The organism is Pseudomonas sp. LBUM1679 (assembly GCF_059695565.1).
The window spans coordinates 4,300,715-4,327,242 of record NZ_CP166774.1 but is presented as its reverse complement, the minus strand read 5'-3'; the positions used below and the strand labels follow the sequence as shown (position 1 = coordinate 4,327,242).

The 26,528-nt window shown below is 61.2% G+C and carries 27 protein-coding genes; 17 read left to right on the top strand and 10 right to left on the bottom strand.

Annotated elements, in window-relative coordinates; genetic code table 11:
* Positions 1 to 174 precede the first annotated feature (174 nt).
* The 5 genes from ACA062_RS19620 to ACA062_RS19600 all read left to right on the top strand — a co-directional run bounded on the left by ACA062_RS19620 (position 175) and on the right by ACA062_RS19600 (position 5,263).
* Positions 175 to 1,134 carry an AraC family transcriptional regulator gene (locus ACA062_RS19620; protein WP_497452586.1) on the top strand — a complete coding sequence of 320 codons (960 nt, stop codon included), beginning with the start codon at positions 175 to 177 and terminating at the stop codon, positions 1,132 to 1,134.
* A gap of 392 nt (positions 1,135 to 1,526) precedes the next feature.
* Positions 1,527 to 2,891 (top strand): benzoate 1,2-dioxygenase large subunit, encoded by a 1,365-nt coding sequence (gene benA, locus ACA062_RS19615; protein ID WP_064677166.1) that lies wholly within the window; start codon positions 1,527 to 1,529, stop codon positions 2,889 to 2,891.
* Complete coding sequence (gene benB, locus ACA062_RS19610) at positions 2,888 to 3,376, top strand: benzoate 1,2-dioxygenase small subunit (RefSeq protein ID WP_128872102.1); 489 nt, start codon at positions 2,888 to 2,890, stop codon at positions 3,374 to 3,376. Before benA ends, benB begins: the two co-directional genes overlap by 4 nt.
* A gap of 10 nt (positions 3,377 to 3,386) precedes the next feature.
* A complete protein-coding gene (gene benC / locus ACA062_RS19605; protein ID WP_497452585.1) occupies positions 3,387 to 4,400 on the top strand; it encodes a benzoate 1,2-dioxygenase electron transfer component BenC in 1,014 nt (337 codons plus the stop codon).
* 89 nt (positions 4,401 to 4,489) lie between these two features.
* A complete protein-coding gene (locus tag ACA062_RS19600; protein WP_497452584.1) occupies positions 4,490 to 5,263 on the top strand; it encodes a 1,6-dihydroxycyclohexa-2,4-diene-1-carboxylate dehydrogenase in 774 nt (257 codons plus the stop codon).
* 13 nt (positions 5,264 to 5,276) lie between these two features.
* Here ACA062_RS19600 and ACA062_RS19595 read toward each other — a convergent pair whose 3' ends face one another.
* The gene (locus ACA062_RS19595; RefSeq protein ID WP_497452583.1) at positions 5,277 to 5,639 is read right to left on the bottom strand and encodes an NUDIX hydrolase; all 363 of its coding nucleotides are present in this window, start codon (positions 5,637 to 5,639) and stop codon (positions 5,277 to 5,279) included.
* Positions 5,640 to 5,851: 212 nt separating this feature from the next.
* Here ACA062_RS19595 and ACA062_RS19590 point away from each other — a divergent pair, with 212 nt between their 5' ends.
* Positions 5,852 to 6,055, top strand: a complete 204-nt coding sequence (locus ACA062_RS19590; protein ID WP_497452582.1) for an SPOR domain-containing protein — start codon at positions 5,852 to 5,854, stop codon at positions 6,053 to 6,055.
* 6 nt (positions 6,056 to 6,061) lie between these two features.
* On the opposite strand, the gene ACA062_RS19585 is transcribed toward ACA062_RS19590, so the two are convergent.
* Complete coding sequence (locus ACA062_RS19585) at positions 6,062 to 6,337, bottom strand: hypothetical protein (protein ID WP_497457456.1); 276 nt, start codon at positions 6,335 to 6,337, stop codon at positions 6,062 to 6,064.
* A gap of 91 nt (positions 6,338 to 6,428) precedes the next feature.
* On the opposite strand from ACA062_RS19585, the gene ACA062_RS19580 reads away from it, so the two are divergent.
* The 3 genes from ACA062_RS19580 to ACA062_RS19570 all read left to right on the top strand — a co-directional run bounded on the left by ACA062_RS19580 (position 6,429) and on the right by ACA062_RS19570 (position 8,381).
* Positions 6,429 to 7,655, top strand: coding sequence for an RtcB family protein (locus ACA062_RS19580; RefSeq protein ID WP_497452581.1), 1,227 nt, complete (start codon positions 6,429 to 6,431; stop codon positions 7,653 to 7,655).
* Between the two features lie 100 nt (positions 7,656 to 7,755).
* Positions 7,756 to 7,974, top strand: a complete 219-nt coding sequence (locus ACA062_RS19575; RefSeq protein WP_497452580.1) for a hypothetical protein — start codon at positions 7,756 to 7,758, stop codon at positions 7,972 to 7,974.
* A 71-nt stretch (positions 7,975 to 8,045) separates the two neighbouring features.
* On the top strand, positions 8,046 to 8,381 hold the full coding sequence (locus tag ACA062_RS19570; RefSeq protein ID WP_497452579.1) for a hypothetical protein: 336 nt from the start codon (positions 8,046 to 8,048) through the stop codon (positions 8,379 to 8,381).
* A 3-nt stretch (positions 8,382 to 8,384) separates the two neighbouring features.
* Here ACA062_RS19570 and ACA062_RS19565 read toward each other — a convergent pair whose 3' ends face one another.
* Positions 8,385 to 8,954 (bottom strand): RrF2 family transcriptional regulator, encoded by a 570-nt coding sequence (locus ACA062_RS19565; protein ID WP_497452578.1) that lies wholly within the window; start codon positions 8,952 to 8,954, stop codon positions 8,385 to 8,387.
* Between the two features lie 253 nt (positions 8,955 to 9,207).
* Between ACA062_RS19565 and ACA062_RS19560 the strand changes: the two genes are divergently transcribed.
* The 4 genes from ACA062_RS19560 (at position 9,208) to ACA062_RS19545 (ending at position 13,809) form a co-directional block, all read left to right on the top strand.
* Positions 9,208 to 10,410 carry an NAD(P)/FAD-dependent oxidoreductase gene (locus tag ACA062_RS19560; RefSeq protein WP_497452577.1) on the top strand — a complete coding sequence of 401 codons (1,203 nt, stop codon included), beginning with the start codon at positions 9,208 to 9,210 and terminating at the stop codon, positions 10,408 to 10,410.
* Between the two features lie 158 nt (positions 10,411 to 10,568).
* Positions 10,569 to 11,858: an NAD(P)/FAD-dependent oxidoreductase gene (locus tag ACA062_RS19555; RefSeq protein WP_497452576.1), complete on the top strand. Its 1,290-nt coding sequence runs from the start codon at positions 10,569 to 10,571 to the stop codon at positions 11,856 to 11,858.
* A gap of 26 nt (positions 11,859 to 11,884) precedes the next feature.
* On the top strand, positions 11,885 to 12,439 hold the full coding sequence (locus tag ACA062_RS19550) for a helix-turn-helix domain-containing protein (protein ID WP_497452575.1): 555 nt from the start codon (positions 11,885 to 11,887) through the stop codon (positions 12,437 to 12,439).
* A 23-nt stretch (positions 12,440 to 12,462) separates the two neighbouring features.
* Complete coding sequence (locus tag ACA062_RS19545) at positions 12,463 to 13,809, top strand: glutamine synthetase family protein (protein ID WP_497452574.1); 1,347 nt, start codon at positions 12,463 to 12,465, stop codon at positions 13,807 to 13,809.
* A gap of 183 nt (positions 13,810 to 13,992) precedes the next feature.
* On the opposite strand, the gene ACA062_RS19540 is transcribed toward ACA062_RS19545, so the two are convergent.
* The 7 genes from ACA062_RS19540 to ACA062_RS19510 form a co-directional block, all read right to left on the bottom strand.
* Positions 13,993 to 14,571, bottom strand: coding sequence for a sarcosine oxidase subunit gamma (locus ACA062_RS19540; RefSeq protein ID WP_497452573.1), 579 nt, complete (start codon positions 14,569 to 14,571; stop codon positions 13,993 to 13,995).
* A gap of 3 nt (positions 14,572 to 14,574) precedes the next feature.
* The gene (locus tag ACA062_RS19535; protein ID WP_497452572.1) at positions 14,575 to 17,472 is read right to left on the bottom strand and encodes a 2Fe-2S iron-sulfur cluster-binding protein; all 2,898 of its coding nucleotides are present in this window, start codon (positions 17,470 to 17,472) and stop codon (positions 14,575 to 14,577) included.
* Positions 17,469 to 17,768, bottom strand: a complete 300-nt coding sequence (locus ACA062_RS19530) for a sarcosine oxidase subunit delta (protein ID WP_497452571.1) — start codon at positions 17,766 to 17,768, stop codon at positions 17,469 to 17,471. The genes ACA062_RS19535 and ACA062_RS19530 overlap by 4 nt, the downstream gene beginning before the upstream one ends.
* A gap of 13 nt (positions 17,769 to 17,781) precedes the next feature.
* Entirely contained in the window at positions 17,782 to 19,023 is a 1,242-nt protein-coding gene (locus tag ACA062_RS19525) for an FAD-dependent oxidoreductase (protein ID WP_497452570.1), read from the bottom strand.
* Complete coding sequence (gene folD, locus ACA062_RS19520; RefSeq protein ID WP_497452569.1) at positions 19,005 to 19,910, bottom strand: bifunctional methylenetetrahydrofolate dehydrogenase/methenyltetrahydrofolate cyclohydrolase FolD; 906 nt, start codon at positions 19,908 to 19,910, stop codon at positions 19,005 to 19,007. Before folD ends, ACA062_RS19525 begins: the two co-directional genes overlap by 19 nt.
* Entirely contained in the window at positions 19,907 to 20,773 is an 867-nt protein-coding gene (gene purU, locus ACA062_RS19515; protein WP_497452568.1) for a formyltetrahydrofolate deformylase, read from the bottom strand. Before purU ends, folD begins: the two co-directional genes overlap by 4 nt.
* Positions 20,774 to 21,143: 370 nt before the next feature.
* Positions 21,144 to 21,746, bottom strand: coding sequence for a helix-turn-helix domain-containing protein (locus tag ACA062_RS19510; RefSeq protein WP_497452567.1), 603 nt, complete (start codon positions 21,744 to 21,746; stop codon positions 21,144 to 21,146).
* Positions 21,747 to 22,022: 276 nt separating this feature from the next.
* Here ACA062_RS19510 and glnT point away from each other — a divergent pair, with 276 nt between their 5' ends.
* The 4 genes from glnT (at position 22,023) to ACA062_RS19490 (ending at position 26,456) form a co-directional block, all read left to right on the top strand.
* The gene (gene glnT, locus ACA062_RS19505) at positions 22,023 to 23,357 is read left to right on the top strand and encodes a type III glutamate--ammonia ligase (protein WP_497452566.1); all 1,335 of its coding nucleotides are present in this window, start codon (positions 22,023 to 22,025) and stop codon (positions 23,355 to 23,357) included.
* Between the two features lie 140 nt (positions 23,358 to 23,497).
* Positions 23,498 to 24,403 carry a class II glutamine amidotransferase gene (locus ACA062_RS19500; RefSeq protein ID WP_497452565.1) on the top strand — a complete coding sequence of 302 codons (906 nt, stop codon included), beginning with the start codon at positions 23,498 to 23,500 and terminating at the stop codon, positions 24,401 to 24,403.
* 11 nt (positions 24,404 to 24,414) lie between these two features.
* Positions 24,415 to 25,098, top strand: a complete 684-nt coding sequence (locus ACA062_RS19495) for a protein glxC (protein WP_497452564.1) — start codon at positions 24,415 to 24,417, stop codon at positions 25,096 to 25,098.
* A gap of 20 nt (positions 25,099 to 25,118) precedes the next feature.
* On the top strand, positions 25,119 to 26,456 hold the full coding sequence (locus ACA062_RS19490) for an FMN-binding glutamate synthase family protein (protein WP_497452563.1): 1,338 nt from the start codon (positions 25,119 to 25,121) through the stop codon (positions 26,454 to 26,456).
* Positions 26,457 to 26,528 lie beyond the last annotated feature (72 nt).

The window sequence follows — 26,528 nt, the reverse complement described above, 5'->3', positions numbered from 1 at the left end:
CGAAGGCGGCATGTCAGTCAACGTTGATGTTGAAGCTGATGGCCCTTTCGCGAGCAAGCTCGCTCCCACAGATGGAGCCCACAGGTCGCTCCCACAGGTCAAGCCACTGAAACACCCTTGCATGCCTGCCCCGAATGGCCCGACGCACCCTATAACAACAACGAGAGTGACCCGATGATGCAAGCGCAATTGTTGAGTCAGCGCAGCACCGTATTCGACCATGCCGATCCTTACGCGGTGTCGGGCTACGTCAATCAGCATGTCGGTAACCATTGCATCCTGATGCCCCGGGCCGGGCGACCGCTGGCCAGCCTCAATCACCGCAAATTTGCCAGCCTCGACCTCTGCCGCATCAGCTATGGCGGTAGCGTACGGGTCACCTCCGGCGCACTGGACAGCATCTATCACCTGCAAGTGTTGTTGCGCGGCAACTGCCTGTGGCGCGGCCACGGTCAGGAGCACTACTTTGCTCCTGGCGAATTGCTGTTGATCAATCCCGACGATCCGGTGGACCTGACCTATTCCGACGATTGCGAGAAATTCATCCTCAAGGTCCCCACGACGTTGCTCGAGTCGGTGTGCGATGAACAGCGCTGGCGGTACCCGGGGCAGGGCGTGCGGTTCCTCGAGAACCGCTATCAGCTCGACGAGCTTGAAGGTTTTGTCGGTCTGCTGGCAATGATTTGCCAGGAAGCCGAGGCCACCGAACAGATTCCCAAAGTGCAGGAGCACTACGCGCAGATCATCGTCAGCAAGATGCTAAGCCTGATGAAGACCAATGTCAGCCGGATCAGTCTTGGCTCACAGACGGCCACGTTCGAGGTGATTGCCGACTACATCGATCGTAACCTCAAGCAGGACATCGATAGCGAAGAGCTGGCCCGCCAGGCCCGGATGAGCCTGCGTTCGCTGTATGGCTTGTTCGAACGCAACGCCGGCACCACGCCGAAAAACTACATCCGGCAAAAGCGCCTCGAGCGCATCAAGGCCTGCCTGAGCGACCCGACCTGCAACGTGCGCAACGTCACGGAGGTGGCCATGGATTATGGCTTCCTGCACCTGGGGCGGTTTTCGGACAATTACCGCAAGCAATTCGGCGAATTGCCCTCCGACACCCTGAAACGCCGCCACTGACCTTCTATCATCGCGACACAGATCAACTGTAGGAGCGAGCTTGCTCGCGATGGACTTGAGGGCACCGCGTACATCCAGGCAGCCCGCGTCATCGTTAACGTCCATCGCGAGCAAGCTCGCTCCTACAGATAACCGCCACATGAACCTGTAGGAGCTGGCTTGTCGGATCGCCGCACCGCAGCGAAGGCGGCCTCGAGCCTTGCAGCGCCCATGCAGACGCCTTCGCCAGCAAGCCGGCTCCTACGGTCCGCATGCACCGCCGATTCAACGGCAGTATCCAATCCCTGTGGGGTCTGCACTAAACGGATACAGGTCTGCACCCAGCGGATAGTCCGCCCCATCCCCCCGTCCTAGCATGGCCCTGCCTGACAATAACAATGGAGGCGGTGGCCATGACCCTGCGACCCGAATACCTGCATTCCCTGCTTGAAGACGATCCAGAGCAGGGCATCTATCGCTGCAAACGCGAGATGTTCACCGACCCGCGGCTGTTCGACCTCGAGATGAAACACATCTTCGAAGGCAACTGGCTGTACCTCGCCCACGAAAGCCAGATCCCCAACAAAAACGATTTCTACACCACCACCATGGGGCGCCAGTCGATCTTCATCGCGCGCAACAAGGACGGTGTGCTCAATGCGTTCCTCAACGCCTGCAGCCATCGCGGCGCGACGCTGTGCCGGCACAAGTCCGGCAACAAGAGCTCCTACACCTGCCCGTTCCACGGCTGGACCTTCAATAACTCCGGCAAGCTGCTCAAGGTCAAGGATCCGGCCGAAGCGGGCTACCCGGCCAGCTTCAACTGCGAAGGCTCCCACGACCTGACCAAGGTCGCGCGTTTCGAATCCTATCGCGGCTTCCTGTTTGGCAGCCTCAACGCTGATGTGTTGCCGCTGGTCGAGCACCTGGGCGAGTCGGCGAAGATCATCGACATGATCGTCGACCAATCCGCCGATGGCCTGGAAGTGCTGCGCGGTTCCTCCAGCTACATCTACGAAGGCAACTGGAAACTCACCGCCGAAAACGGCGCCGACGGCTATCACGTCAGCTCCGTGCACTGGAACTACGCCGCGACCCAGAACCAGCGCAAGCAGCGCGAGGCCGGCGATGACAATCCGACCATGAGCGCTGGCAGCTGGGCCAAGCAGGGCGGGGGGTTCTACTCCTTCGACAAGGGCCACATGCTGCTCTGGACCCGCTGGGCCAACCCTGAGGACCGTCCGCTGTACGAGCGTCGCGACGAACTGGCCCAGGACTTCGGCAAGGCTCGCGCCGACTGGATGATCGAGAACTCGCGCAACCTGTGCCTGTACCCGAACGTGTACCTGATGGACCAGTTCAGCTCGCAGATCCGTATCGCCCGGCCGATCTCGGTCAACCGCACCGAAATCACCATTTACTGCATCGCCCCCAAAGGCGAAAGCGATCACGCCCGTTCGAGCCGGATTCGCCAGTACGAGGATTTCTTCAACGTCAGCGGCATGGCCACCCCGGACGATCTGGAAGAGTTCCGTTCCTGCCAGACCAGCTATGAGGGCAGCGCAACCGCCTGGAACGACATGTCCCGTGGTGCCGAGCACTGGGTCGAAGGCGCCGATGAGGCCGCGAAGGAAATCGACCTACATCCGCTGCTCAGCGGCGTGCGCACCGAGGACGAAGGCCTGTTCGTGCTGCAGCACAAGTATTGGCAGCAGACCATGCTCAAGGCGTTGGCCGCAGAGCAGTCCGACCTGATTGCAGTGGAGGCCGTGCAATGACGATCACCTATGAAGCCGTGCGCGATTTTCTCTATCGCGAAGCCCGCTACCTCGATGACCGGCAATGGGATGAATGGCTGGAGTTGTATGCAGCGGACGCCACGTACTGGATGCCGTCCTGGGACGACAACGACGAGCTGACCGAAGACCCGCAGCGGGAAATCTCGCTGATCTGGTACGGCAACCGCACCGGCCTGGAAGACCGCGTCTTCCGCATCAAGACCGAGCGCTCCAGCGCCACCATGCCGGACACCCGCACCTCCCACAACATCAGCAACATCGAGCTGCTCGAACAGGCCGACGGATTGTGCAAGGTGCGCTTCAACTGGCACACCCTGAGCTTTCGCTACAAGACCGTCGACAGCTATTTCGGCAGCAGTTTCTACACCCTCGATGTGCGCGGTGAGAACCCGCTGATCAAGGCCAAGAAAGTGATCCTGAAGAACGACTACGTTCGCCAGGTCATCGATGTTTACCATTTGTGAGGTTGCCGTCATGACTCATTCCATCGCGTTCAATTTCGAAGACGGCGTCACCCGGTTCATCGACGCCAATGCCGGTGAAACCGTGGCCGATGCCGCGTACCGCCAGGGCATCAACATTCCGCTGGACTGCCGTGACGGCGCCTGCGGCACCTGCAAATGTTTCGCCGAAGCCGGTCGCTACGACCTGGGCGAGGAATACATCGAAGACGCCCTCAGCAGTGATGAGGCCGAGCAGGGTTTTGTCCTGACCTGCCAGATGCGCGCCTTGAGCGATTGCGTGGTCCGCGTGCCGACCTCCTCGGATGTCTGCCGCACCCGCCAGGCCAGTTATGACGCGACCATCAGCGCCGTGCGCCAGTTGTCCGACAGCACCATCGCGCTGTCGATCAAGGGTGAAGCTTTGAGCAAACTGGCGTTCCTGCCGGGGCAGTACGTGAACCTGGGGATTCCCGGCAGCGAACAGACCCGCGCCTACTCGTTCAGCTCGTTGCAGCGCGATGGCGAAGTCAGCTTCCTGATTCGCAACGTGCCTGGCGGCCTGATGAGCAGCTTCCTCACCGGCATGGCGAAGGCGGGCGACAGCATGAGCCTGGCCGGGCCGTTGGGCAGTTTTTACCTGCGCGAGATCCGCCGTCCATTGTTGCTGCTGGCTGGCGGCACCGGTCTGGCGCCATTTACCGCGATGCTGGAGAAAATCGCCGAGCAGGGCAGTGAGCATCCGCTGCATCTGATCTACGGTGTGACCAACGATTTCGACCTGGTGGAAATGGATCGACTGGAAGCCTTCGCCGCCCGCATCCCCAACTTCAGCTTCAGCGCCTGCGTGGCCAGCCCCGACAGCCGGCACCCGCTCAAGGGCTACGTGACCCAGCACATCGAGCCCAGGCATTTGAACGATGGCGACGTCGACGTCTACCTGTGCGGCCCGCCGCCGATGGTCGAGGCCGTCAGTCAGTTCATTCGCGAACAAGGCATCGCCCCGGCGAACTTCTACTACGAAAAATTTGCCGCCAGCGCGGCATAAGCATTCTCCGCAGATTTGCCCCCCCGTAGGAGCTGACGAGTTTCACTCGACAGCTCCTACGGGGGAGGTGGTGCGAACACGAGGTGGGTATGAACAGATTTCACGAAAAAGTCGCGCTGATTACCGGTGCCGCCCAGGGCATCGGGCGCCGGGTTGCCGAACGCATGGCGGCCGAGGGGGCGCGGTTGATCCTGGTCGACCGCTCCGAGCTGGTGTTCGAGGTGCAGAAGGAGTTGGGACAGCACAGCCAGGTGCTCGCCCTGACGGCCGATCTTGAGCAATACGAAGAATGCAGCCGGGTGATGCAGGCCGCCGTCGAGCGCTTCGGGCGCCTGGATGTGCTGGTCAACAACGTCGGCGGCACGATCTGGACCAAGCCTTTCGAACACTACGAACCGCAGCAGATCGAAGCCGAAGTCCGTCGTTCGCTGTTCCCGACGCTATGGTGCTGCCATGCCGCGCTACCGTTCATGCTTGAACAGGGCAGTGGCGCCATCGTCAACGTGTCGTCCATCGCCACCCGCAGTGTCAATCGCGTGCCATACGGTGCGGCGAAAGGTGGGGTGAATGCGCTGACCGCGTGCCTGGCGTTCGAAACCGCCGGTCGTGGCATTCGAGTCAACGCCACCGCCCCCGGCGGTACCGAAGCGCCGCCGCGGGCCATCCCGCGCAACGCCGCGCAACAAAGCGCCGAGGAAAAGGTGTGGTATCAGCAGATTGTCGACCAGACCCTCGACAGCAGTTTGATGAAACGCTACGGCACACTGGATGAACAGGCCGGGGCTATCCTGTTTCTGGCCAGCGACGAGGCCTCCTATATCACCGGCATGACCCTGCCGGTCGGCGGTGGCGACCAGGGCTGACAGGTCTGGACAGCTAAAAGCGACGCTGAAACGCTTGGACGATCCTGAGCGTGGCGTCGTTTGTGTCCAGATTGTGTATCGCCTCCAGCGGATACCAGATGCAATCGAAGATTTCGTTTTGCGGCCGAGCCTCACCCGGGTTCAGCACCGAGGCCTCGTAGACGTGGTGTCGGGTATTGCCGGTTTGCAGCTCCATCAGATACAGCAGACCGTCGACCCCAAGCCCGGTTTCTTCCTGAAGTTCGCGCATGGCCGCGCCCGCGATGGTTTCACCGCGCTCGACTTTGCCGCCCGGCAGCGTCCAGCGACTCTTGGGCTTGCGCACCAGCAGAATATGCCGGTCCTGCTCGCAAATGACGGTTGCGCGTACTTTCACTTGATCGCCTGTTGTCATGAATCAGACATAAGAATGCAATATTCCGGCCGGAACCGGCCAGACTGCGGCTCGAAAGGTTGGAGTGGCAGGACGCAGGGAAAGTGCAATCCCACTGCAACCACCGGCGCGACGTCTGGTCTGCATTTAGGTAAGGGGCAGGTGTAAGGTAATCAAGTCAAGGGTGGCTGATCACTGCCGAACAGGAGGTAACCATGAGTGTTCCCATGCTCAACAAGATGCACATGAACGGTTATGACGTACTCAGCGTCAACAACGGCCCATGGCGGGTCTGCACCGAGGGTGACCGGCTCGGCGCGTTTGCCAGCAGGGAAGAGGCACTGGCGTTTGCGGCCTCTCTCCCCGGTTACAAGCCTCGGGCAAAAAAGCCCGCCACCAGTCAGAAAACAGCTAAATAATGCGCCTTAAGCCCCGGTTTGCCGGGGCTTGTCGTTTTCAGGCGGATTGTGCGGTTTTCGACTGATCGCCTTGGCCTTCACTTCTTCTGCATAGCCCGCCAGACGCTGTTCGTCGCCCTGGAACAGGTCGCACAAGCGCAGGGCTGCATGTGCATCCACATCATTACCTGCCTGGCGCAACTGGTCCGCGATGCGCAACAGTTCGACCGCCGACCATCGCAAGTCCGAGGCAACGCTTTGCAGGTCGCGACGAAGTTCGTTTTCCGATTCGTTAAGCCACATAATGATCTCCTGATAAGCTCCGCTACGAAATTTTAGTCCCATTTCGGCGCGGGAGCGTTTTGTTCGTCCGATCCCTGATAGAACCGCAATCATGCAAGCCTCTACCTGGCAACTGTTGGAAGTGCGTAACGGCAAGCCGATCAAGCTGTGGACCGAGGGCGTCCCGGTCGAAAACGAAGCCCGCCAGCAATTGATCAACACCGCGAAGATGCCGTTCATCTTCAAACACCTGGCGGTCATGCCCGATGTGCACCTGGGCAAAGGGTCCACCATTGGCAGCGTGATTCCCACCGTGGGCGCGATCATCCCGGCCGCGGTCGGGGTCGACATCGGTTGCGGCATGATCGCCGCGTGCACCACGCTGAGCGCCGCCGACTTGCCCGACAACCTGCACGCGCTGCGCAGCGCCATCGAAAAGGCCGTACCCCACGGCCGTACGCTGAGCCGAGGTCGCCGCGACGAAGGCGCGTGGCACAGCGTTCCAAAGCAGGCGGATCAGGCCTGGGCGGCGCTGGACCCGCGGTTCAAGGCAATGACCGCCAAGTACCCGAAACTGGCCAGCACCAACAACCGCCACCATTTGGGCACGCTGGGCAGCGGCAATCATTTCATCGAGGTCTGCCTGGACGAAGCCGACAGGGTCTGGTTCATGCTGCACAGCGGCTCGCGCGGCGTCGGTAACGCCATTGGCAACCTGTTCATTCAATTGGCCCAGGCGGACATGCGTCAGCACCTGGCCAATCTGCCGGACCGCGACCTGGCCTACTTCGAAGAGGGCAGTCGGCATTTCGCGGACTATGTCGAAGCGGTGGGCTGGGCCCAGGATTTCGCCCGGCAGAACCGTGCCTTGATGATGCAGGCGGTGATCGGGGCCACCCGGAAAGTGATCCGCAAGCCATTCGAGGTCGCGCTGGAGGCCGTCAACTGTCATCACAATTATGTGCAGAAAGAGCGGCATTTCGGCGAGGACGTGTGGGTCACCCGCAAGGGCGCGATGTCGGCGAAAAAAGGCGAACTGGGGATCATTCCCGGCTCCATGGGGGCGAAAAGCTTCATCGTCCGCGGCTTGGGCAACGAACAATCGTTCTGCTCCTGCAGCCATGGTGCCGGGCGCACCATGAGCCGCACCAAAGCGAAAAACACCTTCACCGTCGACGATCAGGTCCGCGCCACGGCCCATGTGGAGTGCCGCAAGGATGCGTCGGTGATTGATGAAATACCGATGGCCTACAAGGATATCGACAAGGTCATGCAGGCTCAGCGCGAGCTGGTGGAAGTGGTGCATACCCTGCGCCAGGTGGTCTGCGTAAAAGGCTAGGGATGAAAGGCGCGTCCTTTTGTCGGGAAAATAACGCGAATTTGCCAGGTTAGTGTCGTATTGAGGTAGCCACTTTTTCGCTGCGACGAGGCCCTTTCAAATGACCACTACCGATGATTTCAGATTTCACGCCCATGAGCTGATGGTCGATCTCGACGCGGCCACCACGGAAATGATGAAGCTCATTTCTGCTCATCAGCTGAGCGGCCCGGAATGGGAACGGGTCAGTCAATGGCAGCATGATGCCTACGAACGGTGGATGACCTATCTGAACGCCAGGTCTTATCCGGAATCGGATGATACAAATGCCCCGCACTGAGTTCTGGTCAATGGATGGATGTCTGGTCAGCGACGCGCTACATTGCGTCCTTTTCAGGAAAGGGAAGCATCATGCGAATGTTGATCGGGGCCTTGGGGGTGGCATTGCTGGCGGGCTGTTCGTTGCCCGCGTCAGTGGTGCCAGGTGAACCGAACGTCAGCAAGTACAGCGAAAAACCGCCAAAAGAATACGCCGCCTGCGTCCTGCCGGCCTGGCAGCGAGTGGTGCCCAACTCGACTCAAGCGGGGATTTCCAATGGCTACCGGATCACGGCGCCGAGCATCATCACGGCCGACGAGATCCTCGATATTGTGAAATCGAAAGACGGCAGTCGCGTATCGCTTTATCAGGGACCGCCCTGGGCTAAATCAGGGGCGCTGCGCCAGTCTGTGCGAGACTGTCTGTAGGATTCAATCGCGGAGCTCGCTCACCTGGATGAGTGTGTCGTCGCTTGCCTGAGCGGTTGCAGCGCTTTTCTTTTCCCGACGATCATTCATCCAATTGTCCACTTGCACGCCGAATTCCGGCGGGGCCTTGCGCCCGACCTTGCGCGCCAGATCCAGAATGGTCTGCTGGGCCAGGGCTTCTTCCATGCGTTTCTGCGCCGTCATCATCACGGCATGGACCGCGCAGGGACCGGCCACCGCCCAGTCGGGCGTGGCGCCTTCGAACAACGCGCAACGCCCGCGAATCTCGCGGCAATCAAAGATAAGCTTCTGGCCGTCGATGGCATTGACGATATCGAGCACGCTGATTTCGTCGGCAGGCCTGGCCAGCTTGAACCCGCCGCGCACCCCCTCGGTGGCCACCACCAGCTTTGCCTTGGCCAGCCGGGTGAAGATTTTTGCCAGATAGTCCAGAGGCACACCCTGCAGCTCGGCGAGGTCGCGCACGCTCGCCTCCCGGGTATCCCCGTGGTGACCCACCAGGAAAATCAGGCAATGAATACCGTACTCGACGCCAGCGCTGTAAAGAGACATTGGTATCTCCGACTAATGTTGTCGTAAATATTATCAGCTGGATGTGAGTCAGGCAACGCGCCTCATGCGCCCTCAATGGCAGAGCGCGCCATGGTGTTGCGGGTGTTTGGAAATCAAATGCGTCGATAGCAACCATCGCAAAAAATCCATTGCGCAAATAAACTAGGATCAATACAGTCGTAGTTGTTCGGTCGGCACTGGCCAGCGTGCGACCGCATGCGAACTCATCATTGGTCTTCCCCCGGAGTTGAAAATGAAACAGCACATTCTGGTAATCGGCGCAGGTTTCGGTGGTATGTGGACGGCGTTGAGCGCGACCCGCCTGTTCGATATCCATGCTCACGACGACGTTGAAGTCACCGTGTTGGCCCCGCAGGCCGAGCTGCGTGTTCGTCCACGCTTCTATGAACCGAACGCGCACCAACTGGCGGCACCGATCGGCGAGCTGTTCGAGGCGGTCGGCGTCAAGTTCATCAAGGGCGCTGCGGACACCATCGATGTGCAGCAAAAGCGTGTGGGCTACATCGATGCTTCAGGCAGCCGACGCACTTGCAGCTACGACAAACTCGTTCTGGCCACCGGCAGCCGCCTGGCACAGTCCAGCACCCCCGGTGTGACCGAACATGCGTTCGATGTCGACCAGATCGAACAGGCCATGCGCTTGGAAAACCACCTCAAGTCCCTGGCCAACCTGCCGCACAGCAAAGCCCGCAACACAGTGGTAGTCGCCGGCGGTGGCTTCACCGGGATTGAAACGGCGACCGAAATGCCGGCCCGCCTGCGGGCGATCCTCGGTGAAGAGGCCGATATCGAAGTGATCATTGTCGATCGCGGGGAGAAAATCGGCGGGTCCATGGGCGCCGAAATCGCCAGGTCGATCGAGGAAGCCAGTCTCGAGACGGGGGTGAAATGGCACTTGCAAGCCTCGGTGGTCGCCATCGACGCCAATGGGGTGGACCTGAGTGACGGCCAGCGCATCGACTCCAGCACCGTGATCTGGACCACCGGCGTACGCGCCAGCTCGCTGACCGAGCAGATCCCCGCCGAACGCGATCATCTGGGCCGGCTGCACGTGGACAGCCACCTGCAAGTCTTCGGCCAGGACGACATCTTCGCCACCGGCGATGTCGCCTACGCCGCCACTGACGACATCGGCAACTACGCCTTGATGACTTGCCAGCACGCCATCGTGTTGGGCCGCCATGCCGGCAACAACGTCGCCGCGCAGATTCTGGGCGTGGACCCGACGCCGTACCGCCAGCCCAAATACGTCACCTGTCTGGACCTGGGGGCCTGGGGCGCGGTGTACACCGAAGGCTGGGATCGCCAGGTCAAGCTGGTCAAGCAGGAAGGCAAGGCGCTGAAGACCCAGATCAACACCCAGTGGATCTACCCTCCGGTGGCCAATCGCGAAACGGCATGGGCCGCTGCGGATCCGCTGATCCCGATCGCATAACAGGCCTGTGAGCGTGGTCTTGAAGGCGCTGCCTGCTGCTTAAAATCCCGCCCGGTTTTCCTGGGCGGGATTTTTTTTGTCTGCTGAAAGGTTGCGGTTGTGAAATTTAACCTGTATTTTTTCATGAAATTATAAATATAAAATTTCATGAGGCCCGCATGTTTCAACAATCCACCCGGCACGTCGACAGTTACTACGCCCACAGCAGTGCGGATCTTTTAGTCGATCGAGCGGCCCTGGAAGGGGAGCAGGACACGGAAGTGTTGATCATCGGCGCCGGCTTCAGTGGCCTGCATACCGCGTTGCGACTGGCCCTGGCCGGCAAGCGCGTGACCGTGCTGGAAGCCAGCCGGGTGGCGTGGGCGGCATCGGGACGTAATGGCGGCCAGGCCATTCTCGGTTGGTCGTGCGACATGCCGCCGCTGGAGGCGGCGCTGGGTTATGAACGGGCGCGGCGCTTGTGGGACGGTATGCGCTGGGCTGCGCGGGAGTTGCGCGCATTACCGGCACGCCATGCTTTCGAGTGTGATTATCGAGCCGGCCATCTCTGGACGTCGGTGATGCCGCGACGGGTCAAGCTGCTGACCGAGTGGCAGCATGAGGCCAGCTACAAGTGGGGCCACGATGGGTTGCAGTTCATACCCCGTGAGCAGTTGCCGCAATGGGTCGCCAGTGAGCGCTATCAGGCGGGCCTGTTCGACCCCGAAGGCGGACACCTGAACCCGTTGAAGCTGGCACTCGGCCTGGCCACCGCGATCGAGCGTGCCGGCGGAAGGATTCATGAGCAAAGCAAAGCCCTGAGTTATCGCGAAGAGGGCAATCAGTTCGTGGTCACCACTGAATATGGTCGCATTCGGGCCGATGTGTTGGTGCTGGCGTGCAACGCTTATCTTGATCGGCTTGATCCAAAGCTGTCGACTTGTGTACTGCCGGTCGGCACCTATCAGGTGGCCACGGCGCCGCTCACGGAACAGCAGGCGACCGCGCTGTTACCAAGCAATGTGTGCGTCACCGACAATCAGTTTGTGCTCGATTATTTCCGTCGAACCCCGGACAACCGCCTACTGTTCGGCGGTGGCTGCACCTACCTGGGGGGAATGCCCCGGGACATCGCCGCCGCGACCCGGCCCTGCCTGGAGCGTGTGTTCCCTCAGCTCAAGGGCGTCGAGCTGGAATTTGCCTGGGGCGGACACATCGACCTCACCCTCAAGCGCACACCGGACATCGGTCGACGGGGCGAGCTTTATTGGCTGCAGGGGTATTCCGGTCACGGCGTACTGCCGACGTTGGCCGGGGCCCGTGCAGTGTCGGACGCGATACTGGGGCAGCCGGAGGAACTGGGGTTGTACCAGGGATTGGTCAACGGCAATTTTCCCGGCGGAAAATACCTGGCGGCGCCACTGGAAGCCATGGGCAAGGCCTGGTACCGATTGCGCGACAGCCTTTGAATTGCACCCTTTCTGGAAGCCTTTGGATGGACATGCAAGAAGAAATCTCGGCGCTGGCGATCCTGATCCAGGACCTGCGCAAACACAAAAAATACACGCTCAAGGAATTGGCGGACAAGATCGGTCGTTCCGTGGGCTTTCTCTCGCAAGTCGAGCGCGGGCTGTCACGGCCCACGGTGGCGGACTTGACCGCCATCAGCGAAACCCTCGGCGTGCCGACCACTTATTTCTACAGCCTGCCCAAACCCATGGCCCTGCCGTGGGTGACCCGTCCGGACGAGCGCCGCACCTTGTATTACGCCGATGGCATCACCGACATCCTGGTCTCGCCCAAGATGCGCGCCTCGTTCTCGATGCTTGAAAGCCAGCTGGAGCCCGGCGCCAGCAGCGGCGACCGACACCTCAATGACAGCTCGGAGCAGGGCGGTTATGTCCTGGAGGGCGAGCTGACGTTGTGGCTGGCTGACGACGAACCGGTCACCTTGCAGGCAGGCGACAGTTTTCAACTGGCCAGTCATGCCCACTGCCGCTACGGCAACCTCTCGGATCGACTCACCCGCGTGCTGTGGGTCTACACCTGATGACACCACAAGGACTATCAACGATGGATGCTGTCTGCTCTGATCTGCTTGCCGAGGTTCGTACCTTCCGTGAGCGTTTCCCGGATGTGCGTTATGTGGACTTGATCTCCCTGGACATTCCCGGGCATTTCTACGGCAAGCGCTACCCGATCGAAATGCTGGAAAAGGTCGCTGCCGGCAGCGCCCTCAAGCTGCCGCAGAACTGTGTGTTGCTGGGGACGCAAGGGGGGCTGTTCAAGATTGGCGACTACTGTTTCAACGACGGCGATCCGGATGCGCCCCGGCGCCTGGTGCCTGGCACATTGAAACGGGTGGGCTGGGAAAAGCAGCCGCTGGGGCAGATGTTGATCACCTCGAGCGACACGGAAAAACCGATTGTCTTCGAACCGCGGGAAGTATTGGCGCAGGTGCTGGAAAGGCTCGGGCGCAAAGGGATTTTCCCGGTGGTCGCGTTCGAGCTGGAATTCTATCTGTTCGATCGGCAACTGCAGGATGGCTTGCCACAGTTTCCGCGCGATCCGCTGACCGGCGATGCGGACGACCAGCCGAACATGCACATCGAGCGGCTGTCGCGATTTTCAGCGGTGCTCGATGACATGGTCGAGACCGCGCGGGCGCAAGGCATCGATGCCACGGTGATCACCGCCGAGCTGGGCCCTGGCCAGTTCGAAATCAACTTCGGTCACCTCGATGACGGTCTGCGCGCCGCTGACTGGGCCGCCCTGTTCTGCCGCAGCACGCGGGGCGTGGCGCTCAAGCATGACTATCGCGCCAGCTTCATGGCCAAACCCTGGTTGCACCATCCGGGTAACGGCATGCATGTCCATGTCAGCCTCTACGACGAGGCGGGGAATAACCTGTTGGCCGCCGACGGGCAACAGGCGCTGCGCCATGCGGTGGCAGGGTGTCTTGAGGTATTGCCCCATTGCATGCCGATCTTTGCCCCCAATCACAACGCCTTGCGTCGCTTGAGCGGCACGGTGAATGTTGCGACGCGGGCCAGTTGGGGCTTCGAAGACCGTGACGCCTGCCTGCGGGTTCCCGAATCCGACGCGAGGAATCTGCGGATCGAACATCGCCTGGCGGGCGCCGATGCCAACCCTTACCTGGTGCTGGCGGCGATTCTGGTGGGGCTGGAACAGGGGCTGCAAGCCGGGCGCGAGCCGATTGCATCACTTAATGAAGACCGCGGCAGCGGTATCGATTTTCCGTTGGAGATGCTGGAAGCGGTGCAGTCGATGCAACGCCATACGCCGTTGCGCGATGGGTTGGGTGCGGAGTTCGTGGATGTCTACTGCGAGAACAAACGTCAGGATCATCTGGCGTTCATGCAGGAGATCAGTGCGCGGGAGTACCGCTGGTTTTTGTAGGTCGCCTTAAAAATAGTGTGGATATTTAAGGGCTTGGAAATATTAGTAACTGGATAGTGAGTCAAAATATCTTGTTACAGTCAGAAATATTGCGTAATATTCGCCCCGCGTTCACCACCACGGTTTATGCATTTTTAAGTCCCGGGCGTCCATCAGCTGCCCGGGATTTTTTTTTGCCTGCGTTTAATGGCGCGCTTTGAACTCCTCCATCGCGTCCAGCATGGCCTCCTGGAAATACGCCTGCGACGCCCGGTCGCAAAGGATGTGCAGGCTCGCTTGCCGCGCGCTGCCGGCATTGATCACGATCACGTTGATGCGGGCCGCCGACGTCTGCGCCACAGCCCCGGGGCCGAACGCCTGCGGGCTCAGGTCAACGCCGCAGAGCTTGGCCATCACTTCACTCGGGTTGTCCCCCGTCAGCTGAAACCAGGCATGGCTGTCCTGGCGCGGCAGCAGGTAGTTGGCCTGATGATCGAGTTCCCAACGGGCCTCTTCATCCGCCATGCGCTGGCCCTGATCCTCGGGGCTGCCCAGCAGCAGGTATTCGGTCTGCGACAGCCGCGCCACCTGGCTGCCATCGGCTTGAATCACGACGCGGTTGGGCGCATCGGGCAGGGCGAAACCACGGCTGCGCAGGTACTCGGCACTGTGTGCGCCGCGAAAGCCGACCCGGGGCAGATCGGTCAGGTCCGCCAGGCGGTACTCAGGCAAAGGCGCCAGGGCTTGGCGGGCGAAACCGGGTTGTTCTCTCAGACTGGTCATCACTCAAAGCTCCTGGCGTTGGTTGTCGGGATCGAAGAAGGGCAACTTGACCACCTCGGCCTGGACCACGATGCCGCCTTCGACGCGGATCGGAATCCGTTGCCCCGGGGTGCTCTGGTCGATGTCGGCATAGGCCAGGCCGATGATCTTGCCCAGGCTGGCGGAGTATTCGCAGGAGGTGACGCTGCCGCTGATGTCCGGGCCGTTGAGCACCAGATGGCCTTCCAGTGGTTGCGGGCTGCCCTTGGGCAAGGTGAAGCCCACCAGCTTGCGTTTCAGTGGCTGGGCTTCGAGGATGTCCACCGAGCGCCGGCCGACGAAGAACGGCTTGCTGCGGCTGACCGCCCAGGCCATGTCGATTTCTGCCGGGTGGGTCATGCCGTCGGTGTCCTGGCTGATGATCACGTGGCCTTTCTCCAGGCGCAGCAGGCGTTGGGTGTCGACGCCGAAGGGGCGGATGCCATGGGCCTTGCCGGCGTCCATCAATGCGTCCCACAGTTTGAGCCCGTGGCGTGCCGGGACGTGGATCTCATAACCCAATTCGCCGACGAAACCGACTCGCAGCAAGCGTGCCTTGATGCCGGCGACCGTGCCCTGACGCACGCCCAGGTAAGGGAAGCCTTCGGCGCTCAGGTCGAGGTCGGTGCAGACCTGTTCCAGCACCTTGCGCGAATCGGGCCCGGCGACGTTGATCGCGCAAATAGCCGCGGTGACATTGGCGACGTCCACATCCAGGCGCCATTGCGCGTTCCACTTGAGCATCTGCTGGTAGATCCGGTCGACGCCGCTGGTGGTGGCGGTGACGTAGAAATGGTTCTCGGCAAACCGCGCGCAGACGCCGTCGTCGATCACTACCCCGTGTTCGTTGGTCATCAGCGCATAACGCGAGCGACCGATCGGCTGCTTGAGAAAGGCGAAGGTGTACATCCGGTTGAGCAACTCGGCAGCGTCCGGGCCGCGTACATCCAGACCGCCCAGGGTCGAGACGTCAATCAGGCCGACCTTGTTGCGCACGTGCAGGGCTTCGGCCTGCATGCAGGCCTCACGATCCTTGGCGTTGCCGTAATAGGCCGGACGTTGCCAGATGCCGGCGGGCATCATCTTCGCCCCGGCTTGCAGGTGGCGGGGATGCATCGGCGTTTGCCGGTACGGATCGAACGCGCGACCGGCGACATGCGCCAGTTTCTCGGCCACAAACGGTGGACGCGCGGTGGTGACGCCGGTTTCGCTGATGTTGCGCTGGGTCGCCCAGGCCACCAGCCGCGCGGTCGGCAGCGCCGAGTGGCGGCCTTGGGACGGACCCATGCCGACGGTGGAGTAGCGCTTGACCAGTTGCACGTCGCGATAGCCAATGCGGGTGGCGTTGACGATATCGGCCACTTGCAGATCCTCGTCGAAGTCGACGAAGTCCTTGCCCTTGGGGTGCGGGAAGATCGGCCAATTGAAGTTGACCCGGGCTTCGACGCTGAACGGTGCGCGTTGAGTGCCGACCGTCAGGCCCAGGGCGAGGGCGGCGTCGGCACCGGCATTCACGCCGTCGGCGATCACATTGTCCAGCTGGTGACGACCGTTGACCGAGCCGGCGACATTCAGGTTTTGCGGCAGGCCGCTGAGGGTGAACTCCGCACGCTGATCGTCGTACGCCAGTTTGCCACCGGCCTGGCACAGCAGTTGATAGACCGGCATGTAACCGGCGGACATGCACAGCAAGTCACAGTCGAAGTGATGGCCGTTTTCGGCGACCTGACCCTGGGCGGTGATCTTGCGCACATCGACGCCGTTGACGTGGCGCATGCCCTTTTCGTGCAAGGCTTCGTACACCGTGCTGCTGCTCAGGCAGCGGATCTTGCGTTGCGCCAGGGCACCGAGCAGGGCGGTATTACCCGGGGCGTTGCGCAGGTCCACCACCGCGGCGACTTCCACGCCTTGATCATGCAGGTCCAGGGCGGCGAGATAACCATCATCGTTGCCCGTCAGCACCACGGCGCGCTTGCCGGGCTTGACCGCATACAGCTTCATCAACCGTTGCGCGGCGCTGGTCAGCATCACCCCGGGCAGGTCGTTGTTGCGAAAGATCACCGGTTGGTCAAAAGAACCGCTGCACACCAGGCATTGGCTAGCGCGCACCTTGTACATCCGCTTGCCCTGAATCACCGGCAAATAGTTGTCGGTGAACCAGGCGTTGCAGGTGGCCTCGGTCAAGATACGGATATTGGCGTGCTGTTCAACCGCAGCGAGCAGTTCGCGACGCAGGGTCTCGGCTCTGTGGCCTTCGATATCGAAGCGGGCATAGGTCAGCGAACCGCCGAGCACCGGCTGTTGTTCGATGAGCAACACCTGGGCTCCCGCGTTGGCCGCTGTCAGCGCAGCATTCAGCCCGGCAGGCCCGGCGCCGATCACCGCGACATCGGTGAACAGGTAGGCCTTGTCGTAATACTCGGGCTGGAACTTCAGGTCGAGTACACCGAGGCCGGCCTTCTTGCGAATGATCGGCTCCCAGACTTTCCACATGCCCTTGGGCTTGTAGAGCGAGCGGTAGTAGAACCCCACCGGCATGAATTTGGAGAATTTACCGAGGTAGGCGTCCTTGTCGTTATCCAGCGAGCCGTTGACGTTCTGCGCCGTCACTTGCAATCCGGCGGACAGCGCATGCGCATCCGCCAGCACGTTCGGTTCTTCGGGCAACTGCACCAGGCTGTTGGCATCCTGGCCGGCCATGGTCAGCGGGCCGCGCGGGCGATGGTACTTGAACGAACGGGAGATCAGGAAACGCCCGTTGGCCAGCAGGGCGCTGGCGATGCTGTCACCCTGCAAGCCTTGATAGCGGTGGCCGTCGAAACTGAAATCCAGCAGCTGATTGCGGTCGATCAGCAGGCCCATGGGGGCGGGTAGGCGGTTCATCCTGCGATCTCCTTGGCGGCGCTGAAGTCGACGCGGGTGGTGAACAGTTCTTTGGGGTCGAAGGTGCGCAGGATTTCATCGCTGACGGTGTGGCGCTCTGCCAGAAACCAGTAACTCGACGGGGTGTGCATCCACCATTCGCGCACCACGCCGGCAAGGTTCTCGGTGTTGAACACGTAGTCGGCCCATTCGGCATCGCTGCAGGTCAGCGGATCGGGCATGGGTTTGAACTCACCGCCATAGCTGAATTCGCTGATATTGCGTGGCCCGTTGAGCGGGCAAATCATGATTTTCATAGTCCGCTCTCCGTCAGTGACTGGCCGCCGTGGCGCCCATTTCGTTGACTTGCTGGAAGGTCGAGAAACGTTCGAGACCGAAGGGTTTGATCAGCTCCGGCACCTTGCCGCCGCTGGCCACCAGCTCGGCCATGGTCTTGCCGCAGATAGGCGTGGCCTTGAAGCCCCAGGTGCCCCAACCGGCGTCGAGGTAATAATTCTTCACCGGCGACAGGCCCATGATCGGGCTGTAGTCCGGGGTCATGTCGGTGATCCCGGCCCATTGGCGCATCAGCTTGGCGTTGGCCAGGAACGGGAACATCTCGATCGCGTGGGCCAGCAGGCTTTCCTTCAAGTCGAGGGTGGAACGGGTATTGAACAGCGGATAGGGGTCGGAGCCGCCGCCGAACACCACTTCGCCACGACTGGTCTGTTGCACGTAGCAGTGCAGGGCGGAGGAGCTCACCAGTGGATCGAGAAACGGCTTGAACGGCTGGGTGACCATGGCTTGCAGGGGGAAGGTCTGGATCGGCGAACGGATCCCGGCCTTGGCCATCAGCAACGAGCTATGACCGGCAATCGCCTGGACCGCGCAACCGCACTTGATGGTGCCGCGGTTGGTTTTCACCGCGGTGATGGCACCGTTCTCGATGATCAGGTCCTGGACTTCGGTGAGCTGATGAATTTCCACCCCGCGCTTGGCCGCCTGTTTGGCGTAACCCCAGGCCACCGCATCGTGGCGCGCGGTGGCGCCGTCGATGTGCCAGAGCCCGGCGATCACCGGCAGGTGGCCGGGATCGAGGTTGAGGCTGGGCACCAGTTCGCGGATCTGCTGGCGGTCGATCATCTCGGTGCGCCCGCCGAAATGCTTGTTGACCTCCGCCCGCTGGCGGAACGAACGCACCGTGGCATCGGTGTGGGCCAGGGTCAGCTGGCCACGCTCGGAGTACATGATGTTGAAATCGAATTCGTTGGACAGCGACTGGAACATCCGCACCGACTCGGCATAAAAACGCACGCCTTCGCTGGTCAGGTAATTGGAGCGGATCACCGCGGTGTTGCGCGCGGTGTTGCCACCGCCCAGGTAGGACTTCTCCAGCACCGCGATGTTGGTGATGCCGTGGTACCTGGCCAGGTAATAAGCGGTGGCCAGGCCATGGCCACCGGCACCGATGATCACCACGTCATAGCTCGCCTTGAGTTCCTTCGGTGGCGGCAGATCCACTTCCACCGGGTACTCCGAACTCAGCCCGTATTTCAATAGATTGAATGGCATGGGGCCTCCGATTGGCTGCGTTGAGCCTGGTGTTGCGCAAGGGCCGCGGTCACGGTGTTTTTCATCAGAAAGGCGATGGTCATCGGGCCGACTCCCCCCGGTACCGGCGTGATCGCCGCGACATGGGGCAGAGCGCTGTCGAAGTCGACGTCGCCCACCAGACGGCTGCGGCCGGCGTCGTCGATACGGTTGATACCGACGTCGATCACCACCGCGCCGGGCTTGAGCCAGCTGGCATCGATCAGTCGCGGCCGACCCACGGCGGCGATGACGATATCGGCCTGACGGCACAGGGCCTGCGCATCGCGACTGCGCGAATGCAGCACAGTCACCGAGCAGTCAGCCTTGAGCAGCAGGGCGGCCATGGGCTTGCCGACAATGTTCGAGCGGCCGATCACCACCGCGTGCTTGCCCCTCAGATCACCGCAGGTCTGCTCCAGCAAATACAGGCATCCGCTGGGGGTGCAAGGGGCGAGTACCGTGCGACCCTGGCTGAGACCGCCGACGTTCTGACTGTGGAAACCGTCGACATCCTTGTCCGGGACGATGGCTTCCAGGGCGCGCAATTCGTCCATCTGCGCCGGCAACGGCAATTGCAGGAGAATGCCGTTGATCGAGCGGTCGGCATTCAATGTGGCGATCAGGTTCAGCAGTTGTTCGGTGCTGGTGTCCGGGGACAACCGATGCTCCACGGAGCGGATGCCCACCTCTTCGGCACGCAGGATCTTGTTACGCACGTAGACCTGGCTGGCAGGATCGCTGCCCACCAGAATCACCGCCAGCGCCGGTTGAATGTCTTGCTCGCGCAGGCTGTCCACGTCCTTGCGGACTTGAACCAGCACCCGGGCGGCCGCGGCCTTGCCGTCGATCAATGTGTAGGCGTTCACCGGAAGATCACCGTTCTGTCCTGGTTGAGGAAGACCCGGTGTTCAAGGTGGTACTTGACCGCCTTGGACAGGGCCACGGTTTCGGTGTCCCGGCCGGTGGCGACCAGGTCGTCGGGCAGGTAGACGTGATCGACGCGCTGCACTTCCTGTTCGATGATCGGTCCCTCGTCGAGGTCGCTGGTGACGTAATGAGCGGTGGCGCCAATCAGTTTCACGCCACGCTGGTAGGCCTGGTGATAGGGCTTGGCACCCTTGAAGCCAGGCAAAAACGAATGATGAATGTTGATCGCTCGGCCCGAGAGTTGCTTGCACAGGTCATCGGAAAGGATTTGCATGTAGCGCGCCAGCACCACCAGTTCGGTGCCAGTGTCGTCGACGATCTTCATCAGCTCGGCTTCCTGGCGGGCCTTGGTGTCCTTGGTCACGGGCAGGTAGATGAAGCGAATGCCCTCGCGTTCGGCCATGGGCCGCAGGTCGAGGTGGTTGGAGACGATGGCGGTGATGGTCATGTCCATCTCGCCCTTGTGGTAGCGGTAGAGCAGGTCGGTGAGGCAGTGGTCGAACTTGCTGACCATCAGCAACACGCGCATCGGTTCGCGGGTGTCGTGCAGTTCCCAGGTCATGTCGAAGGCCTGGGCGACGTCAGTGAAGCCGTCCTTGATCTGCTGGATGTCGCCCAGGTGGCCGTCGTTGAAGCGGAAGACTGCACGCATGAAGAAGCGGCCGCTGAAGTCGTCGTCGAATTGCGCCATCTCCCCGATGTAGCAACCGTTGTCCGCCAGGTAGGTGGTGACGGCAGCGACGATGCCGGACACCGCGGGACAGGTGATCTTGATGATGAAGTGGTTTTTTTCGTGTTGCATGACACGTCCTCGGGATGATGGCGGCAGCTCATCGCATAGCGAAAAAAATGTCAGCGGACAGCGGGGCTCGTCCTTGAGCGCGTTTTCTTGGTGGGAATAAATTATTCCTGTTGGTGGCTTTATACGGGGGAAGGGGAGGCGGCGTCTAGAGGTTTGGGAAAGTTTTTTAACTGACAGGAATTTTTTACAGGGAGGCCCTGTAGGAGCTGGCTTGCCAGCGAAGGCGTCCGTTCAGGCGATAAAGGTGTTGACTGACCCACCGCTTTCGCTGGCAAGCCAGCTCCTACAGGTCTTGCGCCAGCCCACAATGGCGTCCGTTCAGGCGATAAAGGTGTTGACTGACCCACCGCTTTCGCTGGCAAGCCAGCTCCTACAGTTCACTCCCGTAATTCATGATCGACAACATCCGGATCGGCACCCGCACCAACTCCTCGGGCCCATGGGGAATCTCCCCCTCGAACGTCAGGCTATCCCCAGCCTCCATCCGATACAGCTGATTGCCATGACGATAAATCAGCTCACCTTCAAGCAGATGAAGAAACTCGGTCCCCGGATGCGAGAAGGTCGGAAACTCCTCACTCGCATCATCCATGCTGACCATATACGCCTCGAAACTCTTCTTCGGCCCACGGGTGTGATTGAGCAGATGATAGGTATGCCCTTTCTCGGTCCCCCGGCGAACCACCTCCATCCCTTGGTCAGCCTTGACCAGCAACGCACTGCCATCCTGCTGGTCGTACTCGCTGAACAACTTCGACAACGGCAGCCCCAGCACATCGCACAGCCGGCTCAGGGTATCGAGGCTGGTAGACACCTGGGCGTTCTCGATCTTGCTCAACATGCCTTGGCTGATATCGGCAATCTTGGCCACATCGGACAATTTCAGATCCTGCGCCTGGCGCTGGCGCTTGATCTGCAAACCCAGGTACTGCTCAAGCTTGAGGCGCGGGGCGTTTTCGGTCGGCATAGTCATCAGTTCCTGCACACTTTCCGTTCAGTAATATTAGTTTCGCACTGAGAAAGTGCAAATCATGGCGCTCGGCGCGCACCCGGCGGTCAGTATTCCCACGGGGAAAATAATTTTCCCATATATACAGTACAAAAGCGCCTTATACGGCATTTCGGCGTTGCATTCGCGAATCTGGCAAGGGCCTTGCATTCCTATTGGGAAACTAACTTTCTTTTTAGGAATAAAAAGACAGTCCAGGCCAATCCACACTGTTTTGCCTTTCGCGAGGAGTGACGAGCAATGTTGCCAGCAGAAACCCAGCGCATCATCGACAAGCACGGGATCAAGTACGTGCTTGCGCAATTTGTGGATATTCACGGTGCGGCCAAGACCAAATCGGTGCCGATTTGCGGGCTCAAGACCGTCGCCGAAGAAGGTGCTGGTTTTGCCGGGTTCGCAATCAGCGGCATGGGCATGGAGCCCCACGGTCCGGACTTCATGGCCCGCGGCGACTTGTCCACCCTGACCCCGGTGCCCTGGCAGCCGGGTTATGGGCGGGTGGTGTGCGTCGGCCATGTCGACGGCCAACCCCATCCCTATGACAGCCGTTATGTATTGCAGCAACAAGTGCAACGCCTGGCAGAAAAGGGCTGGACCCTCAACACCGGTCTGGAGCCCGAATTCAACCTGATGCGCCGCGACGAGCAGGGCAAGCTGCAACTGGTCGATCCCAGCGACAACCTGGACAAGCCTTGCTACGACTACAAAGGCCTGTCGCGCTCCCGGGTGTTCCTCGAGCGGCTGACCGAAGCCTTGCAGGCGGTGGATTTCGAGGTCTATCAAATCGACCACGAGGACGCCAACGGCCAGTTCGAAATCAACTACACCTACAGCGACGCCATGACCTCGGCGGATCGCTTCACCTTCTTTCGCATGGCCGCCGGCGAGATCGCCAATGACTTGGGGATGATCTGCTCGTTCATGCCCAAGCCCGACCCGAAACGCGCCGGCAACGGCATGCACTTTCACCTGTCGATCAGCAGTGCCGACAACAAGAACCTGTTCCATGACGCCAGCGATCCGAGCGGCATGGGCCTGTCGAAACTGGCCTATCACTTCGCCGCCGGTCTGCTCGCCCACGGCCCGGCGCTCTGTGCCTTTGCCGCGCCGACGGTCAACTCCTACAAGCGTCTGGTGGTGGGCAACTCGTTGTCCGGCGCGACCTGGGCCCCGGCCTTCATTGCCTTCGGCGCCAACAACCGTTCGGCGATGGTGCGGGTGCCCTATGGCCGCCTGGAGTTCCGCCTGCCGGACGCCGGTTGCAATCCCTATCTGGTCAGCGCCGCGATCATCGCCGCCGGCCTGGACGGCATCGACCGTCAGCTGGAAATCGACCACGTCTGCAATGAAAACCTCTACAGCCTGAGCCTGGAGCAGATCGCCGCGCGCGGCATCAAGACCCTGCCGCAATCGCTCAAGGAAGCTTGCGACGCGCTGGAAGCCGACCCGCTGTTCGCCGAAGTGCTGGGCCCGCAGATTGTCGGCGAGTTCATCAAACTCAAGCGCATGGAGTGGGTGGAATACAGCCGCCATGTGAGTGACTGGGAGATCGCGCGCTACACCGAGTTTTTCTGAGGCTGTTGGCGGCAGCTGCAAGCTGCAAGCGTCAAGCCGCAAGTAAAAGCGGATTGGCGGCATGTCACGAATATTTCTATCTATGCGGATTGCTTGCAGCTTGCAGCATGCAGCACCCGAACGAAGTGAGGACTGCTTTTATGTGTGGAATCGTAGGTCTGTACCTGAAAAATCCGCAGCTGGAATCCCAGCTGGGCAAGCTGTTCGAACCGATGTTGCAGGCCATGACCGATCGTGGCCCGGACAGTGCCGGCTTCGCCATTTACGGCGATGAAGTGGCCGATGGTTGGGTCAAGCTGACCCTGCAGGCGACTACCGATGGCTTCGACTGGAAAGTCCTGATGGGTGAGCTGGAAGGCCGCCTCGGCTGCTCCCTGGACTGGTTCCAGAACGCCAGCGCCGCCGTGCTCAAGATCCACGCCGCAGAGGCACCGGTGCGCCTGGCCCTCGCCGAACTGGCACCGAGCGTGCGCATCATGAGCGCCGGCCAGAGCATCGAAATCCTCAAGGGCATGGGCCTGCCCCAGGAGATTTCCCAACGCTTCGGCCTGGCCGGGATGAAGGGCAGCCACATCATCGGCCACACCCGCATGGCCACCGAAAGCGCGGTGACCATGGAAGGCAGCCACCCGTTTTCCACCGGCGCCGACCTGTGCCTGGTGCACAACGGTTCGCTGTCCAACCACTTCCGCCTGCGCCAGGAACTCAAGCGCGAAGGCATTCATTTCGAAACCGACAACGACACCGAAGTGGCCGCCGGCTACCTGACCTGGCGCCTGCAGCAGGGCGATTCGCTGAAGGAAGCGCTGGATCATTCCCTGGAGGACCTCGACGGTTTCTTCACCTTCGCCATCGGCACCCGCAACGGCTTTGCGGTGATCCGCGACCCGATCGCCTGCAAGCCGGCGATCCTCGCCGAGACCGATGACTACGTCGCCATGGCCTCGGAATATCAGGCGCTGTCGAGCCTGCCGGGCATCGAACACGCCAGGATCTGGGAGCCGGCACCGGCCACCTTGTACATCTGGGAACGCGAGTCAGCTTAAGGAGCGCACACATGAAAACCATCGATCTTTCCACTGCCACCGTGCGTGAGCTCAATCAGGCGCTGCACGACCAGGCCACCACCGTTGAAGACCGCGAATGGGTGGTGACGCATTCGAACGGCAAGCACAACCTTGCGGTCGGGGTGAACCAGGCCGTGTCCATCGATATCCAGGGCCACGCGGGCTACTACTGCGCGGGCATGAACCAGCAGGCTTCGATCACCGTTCACGGCAATGTCGGCGTCGGTTGCGCCGAGAACATGATGTCCGGCTATGTCCGGGTCAAAGGCAGCGCCTCCCAGGCGGCCGGGGCCACGGCCCATGGCGGACTGCTGGTGATCGAAGGCGATGCCGGTGCCCGTTGCGGGATTTCCATGAAGGGCATCGACATCGTGGTCGGCGGCAGCATCGGCCACATGAGCTGCTTCATGGGCCAGGCCGGGCGCCTGGTGGTCTGTGGCGATGCCGGCGATGCCCTGGGCGATTCGTTGTACGAGACCCACATCTATGTCAAAGGCACGGTCGAGTCCCTGGGTTCCGACTGCATCGAGAAAGAGATGCGCGCCGAGCACCTGGAAGAACTGCAAGTGCTGCTCAACCGAGCCGGTTTCGAGCACCAGGCGGCTGACTTCAAGCGCTATGGCTCGGCCCGTCAGTTGTACAACTTCAAAGTCGATAACGCGTCCGCGTACTGATCCGCGCGAGGAGAACAGATATGAGCGACCCTATCAGTCAAAAAGCAGTGCCTCCAGTGCTGCGCGAGTCCGCCACCTTCGACCGCCTGACCATCCAGGAAATCCAGCGTGCCGCCGAGACCGGCATCTATGACATTCGCGGCGGCGGCACCAAGCGCAAACTGCCGCATTTCGATGACTTGCTGCTGCTCGGCGCCAGCGTTTCGCGCTATCCGCTGGAAGGCTATCGGGAGAAGTGCGGCACCGATGTAATCCTCGGCAACCGTTTCGCCAAGAAGCCGATCCATCTGAAGATTCCGGTGACCATCGCCGGCATGAGTTTCGGTGCGTTGTCAGCCAATGCCAAAGAAGCCCTGGGCCGTGGTGCGACCATCGCCGGTACCAGTACCACCACCGGTGACGGCGGCATGACCCCGGAAGAGCGCGGCCAGTCCCAGCACCTGGTCTATCAGTACCTGCCGTCGCGCTACGGCATGAACCCGGACGACCTGCGCAAGGCGGATGCCATCGAGATCGTCCTCGGCCAGGGCGCCAAACCCGGTGGCGGTGGCATGTTGCTGGGGATGAAAGTGACCGAGCGTGTGGCGGGCATGCGTACGCTTCCGATCGGTGTCGACCAGCGCAGCGCCTGCCGTCATCCGGACTGGACCGGGCCGGATGACCTGGCGATCAAGATTGCCGAGTTGCGGGAAATCACGGATTGGGAAAAACCGATCTACGTGAAGATCGGCGCGAGCCGGCCGTACTACGACGTCAAGCTGGCGGTGAAGGCCGGGGCCGACGTGATCGTGCTCGACGGCATGCAAGGCGGTACCGCGGCGACCCAGGAGGTGTTCATCGAACACGTCGGCATCCCGATTTTGTCGGCCATCCCGCAAGCGGTACAGGCTTTGCAAGAGATGGGCATGCATCGCAAGGTTCAGTTGATTGTCTCCGGGGGTATTCGCAACGGTGCCGACGTGGCCAAGGCCATGGCACTGGGGGCGGATGCGGTGGCCATCGGCACGGCGGCGCTGATTGCCTTGGGCGATAACCATCCACGTCTGGACGAGGAACTGCAGAAGATCGGCTCGGCGGCCGGCTTTTATGATGACTGGCAGAACGGCCGCGACCCGGCCGGGATCACCACCCAGGATCCGCAATTGTCCAAGCGCCTGGACCCGGTGGAAGGCGGTCGCCGCCTGGCCAACTACCTGCGGGTGATGGTGCTGGAGGCCCAGACCATGGCCCGGGCGTGTGGCAAGTCGCACCTGCATAACCTCGATCCCGAGGACCTGGTGGCGCTGACGGTGGAGTCGGCGGCCATGGCCCGGGTGCCACTGGCGGGGACCAGCTGGATTCCGGGGTCGGGTTACTGAGATCTGCCTCTGTAGGAGCCGGCTTGCTGGCGAAGGCGGTCTTGAGGGCGCCATCGCCAGCAAGCCGGCTCC

What these genes read in the sequence shown, in the direction of transcription:
- ACA062_RS19490 (WP_497452563.1), top strand. Translation starts at nt 25,119, where the DNA reads ATGAGCGACCCTATCAGTCAAAAAGCAGTGCCTCCAGTGCTGCGCGAG.
- ACA062_RS19545 (WP_497452574.1), top strand. Translation starts at nt 12,463, where the DNA reads ATGGATGCTGTCTGCTCTGATCTGCTTGCCGAGGTTCGTACCTTCCGT.
- ACA062_RS19525 (WP_497452570.1), bottom strand. Translation starts at nt 19,023, where the DNA reads ATGCCATTCAATCTATTGAAATACGGGCTGAGTTCGGAGTACCCGGTG.
- ACA062_RS19510 (WP_497452567.1), bottom strand. Translation starts at nt 21,746, where the DNA reads ATGACTATGCCGACCGAAAACGCCCCGCGCCTCAAGCTTGAGCAGTAC.
- ACA062_RS19555 (WP_497452576.1), top strand. Translation starts at nt 10,569, where the DNA reads ATGTTTCAACAATCCACCCGGCACGTCGACAGTTACTACGCCCACAGC.
- benC (WP_497452585.1), top strand. Translation starts at nt 3,387, where the DNA reads ATGACTCATTCCATCGCGTTCAATTTCGAAGACGGCGTCACCCGGTTC.
- ACA062_RS19530 (WP_497452571.1), bottom strand. Translation starts at nt 17,768, where the DNA reads ATGAAAATCATGATTTGCCCGCTCAACGGGCCACGCAATATCAGCGAA.
- ACA062_RS19590 (WP_497452582.1), top strand. Translation starts at nt 5,852, where the DNA reads ATGAGTGTTCCCATGCTCAACAAGATGCACATGAACGGTTATGACGTA.
- glnT (WP_497452566.1), top strand. Translation starts at nt 22,023, where the DNA reads ATGTTGCCAGCAGAAACCCAGCGCATCATCGACAAGCACGGGATCAAG.
- ACA062_RS19580 (WP_497452581.1), top strand. Translation starts at nt 6,429, where the DNA reads ATGCAAGCCTCTACCTGGCAACTGTTGGAAGTGCGTAACGGCAAGCCG.
- ACA062_RS19620 (WP_497452586.1), top strand. Translation starts at nt 175, where the DNA reads ATGATGCAAGCGCAATTGTTGAGTCAGCGCAGCACCGTATTCGACCAT.
- ACA062_RS19540 (WP_497452573.1), bottom strand. Translation starts at nt 14,571, where the DNA reads ATGACCAGTCTGAGAGAACAACCCGGTTTCGCCCGCCAAGCCCTGGCG.
- ACA062_RS19565 (WP_497452578.1), bottom strand. Translation starts at nt 8,954, where the DNA reads ATGTCTCTTTACAGCGCTGGCGTCGAGTACGGTATTCATTGCCTGATT.
- benB (WP_128872102.1), top strand. Translation starts at nt 2,888, where the DNA reads ATGACGATCACCTATGAAGCCGTGCGCGATTTTCTCTATCGCGAAGCC.
- purU (WP_497452568.1), bottom strand. Translation starts at nt 20,773, where the DNA reads ATGCAACACGAAAAAAACCACTTCATCATCAAGATCACCTGTCCCGCG.
- ACA062_RS19585 (WP_497457456.1), bottom strand. Translation starts at nt 6,337, where the DNA reads ATGTGGCTTAACGAATCGGAAAACGAACTTCGTCGCGACCTGCAAAGC.
- ACA062_RS19570 (WP_497452579.1), top strand. Translation starts at nt 8,046, where the DNA reads ATGCGAATGTTGATCGGGGCCTTGGGGGTGGCATTGCTGGCGGGCTGT.
- ACA062_RS19550 (WP_497452575.1), top strand. Translation starts at nt 11,885, where the DNA reads ATGGACATGCAAGAAGAAATCTCGGCGCTGGCGATCCTGATCCAGGAC.
- ACA062_RS19500 (WP_497452565.1), top strand. Translation starts at nt 23,498, where the DNA reads ATGTGTGGAATCGTAGGTCTGTACCTGAAAAATCCGCAGCTGGAATCC.
- ACA062_RS19560 (WP_497452577.1), top strand. Translation starts at nt 9,208, where the DNA reads ATGAAACAGCACATTCTGGTAATCGGCGCAGGTTTCGGTGGTATGTGG.
- ACA062_RS19575 (WP_497452580.1), top strand. Translation starts at nt 7,756, where the DNA reads ATGACCACTACCGATGATTTCAGATTTCACGCCCATGAGCTGATGGTC.
- ACA062_RS19600 (WP_497452584.1), top strand. Translation starts at nt 4,490, where the DNA reads ATGAACAGATTTCACGAAAAAGTCGCGCTGATTACCGGTGCCGCCCAG.
- ACA062_RS19535 (WP_497452572.1), bottom strand. Translation starts at nt 17,472, where the DNA reads ATGAACCGCCTACCCGCCCCCATGGGCCTGCTGATCGACCGCAATCAG.
- benA (WP_064677166.1), top strand. Translation starts at nt 1,527, where the DNA reads ATGACCCTGCGACCCGAATACCTGCATTCCCTGCTTGAAGACGATCCA.
- ACA062_RS19495 (WP_497452564.1), top strand. Translation starts at nt 24,415, where the DNA reads ATGAAAACCATCGATCTTTCCACTGCCACCGTGCGTGAGCTCAATCAG.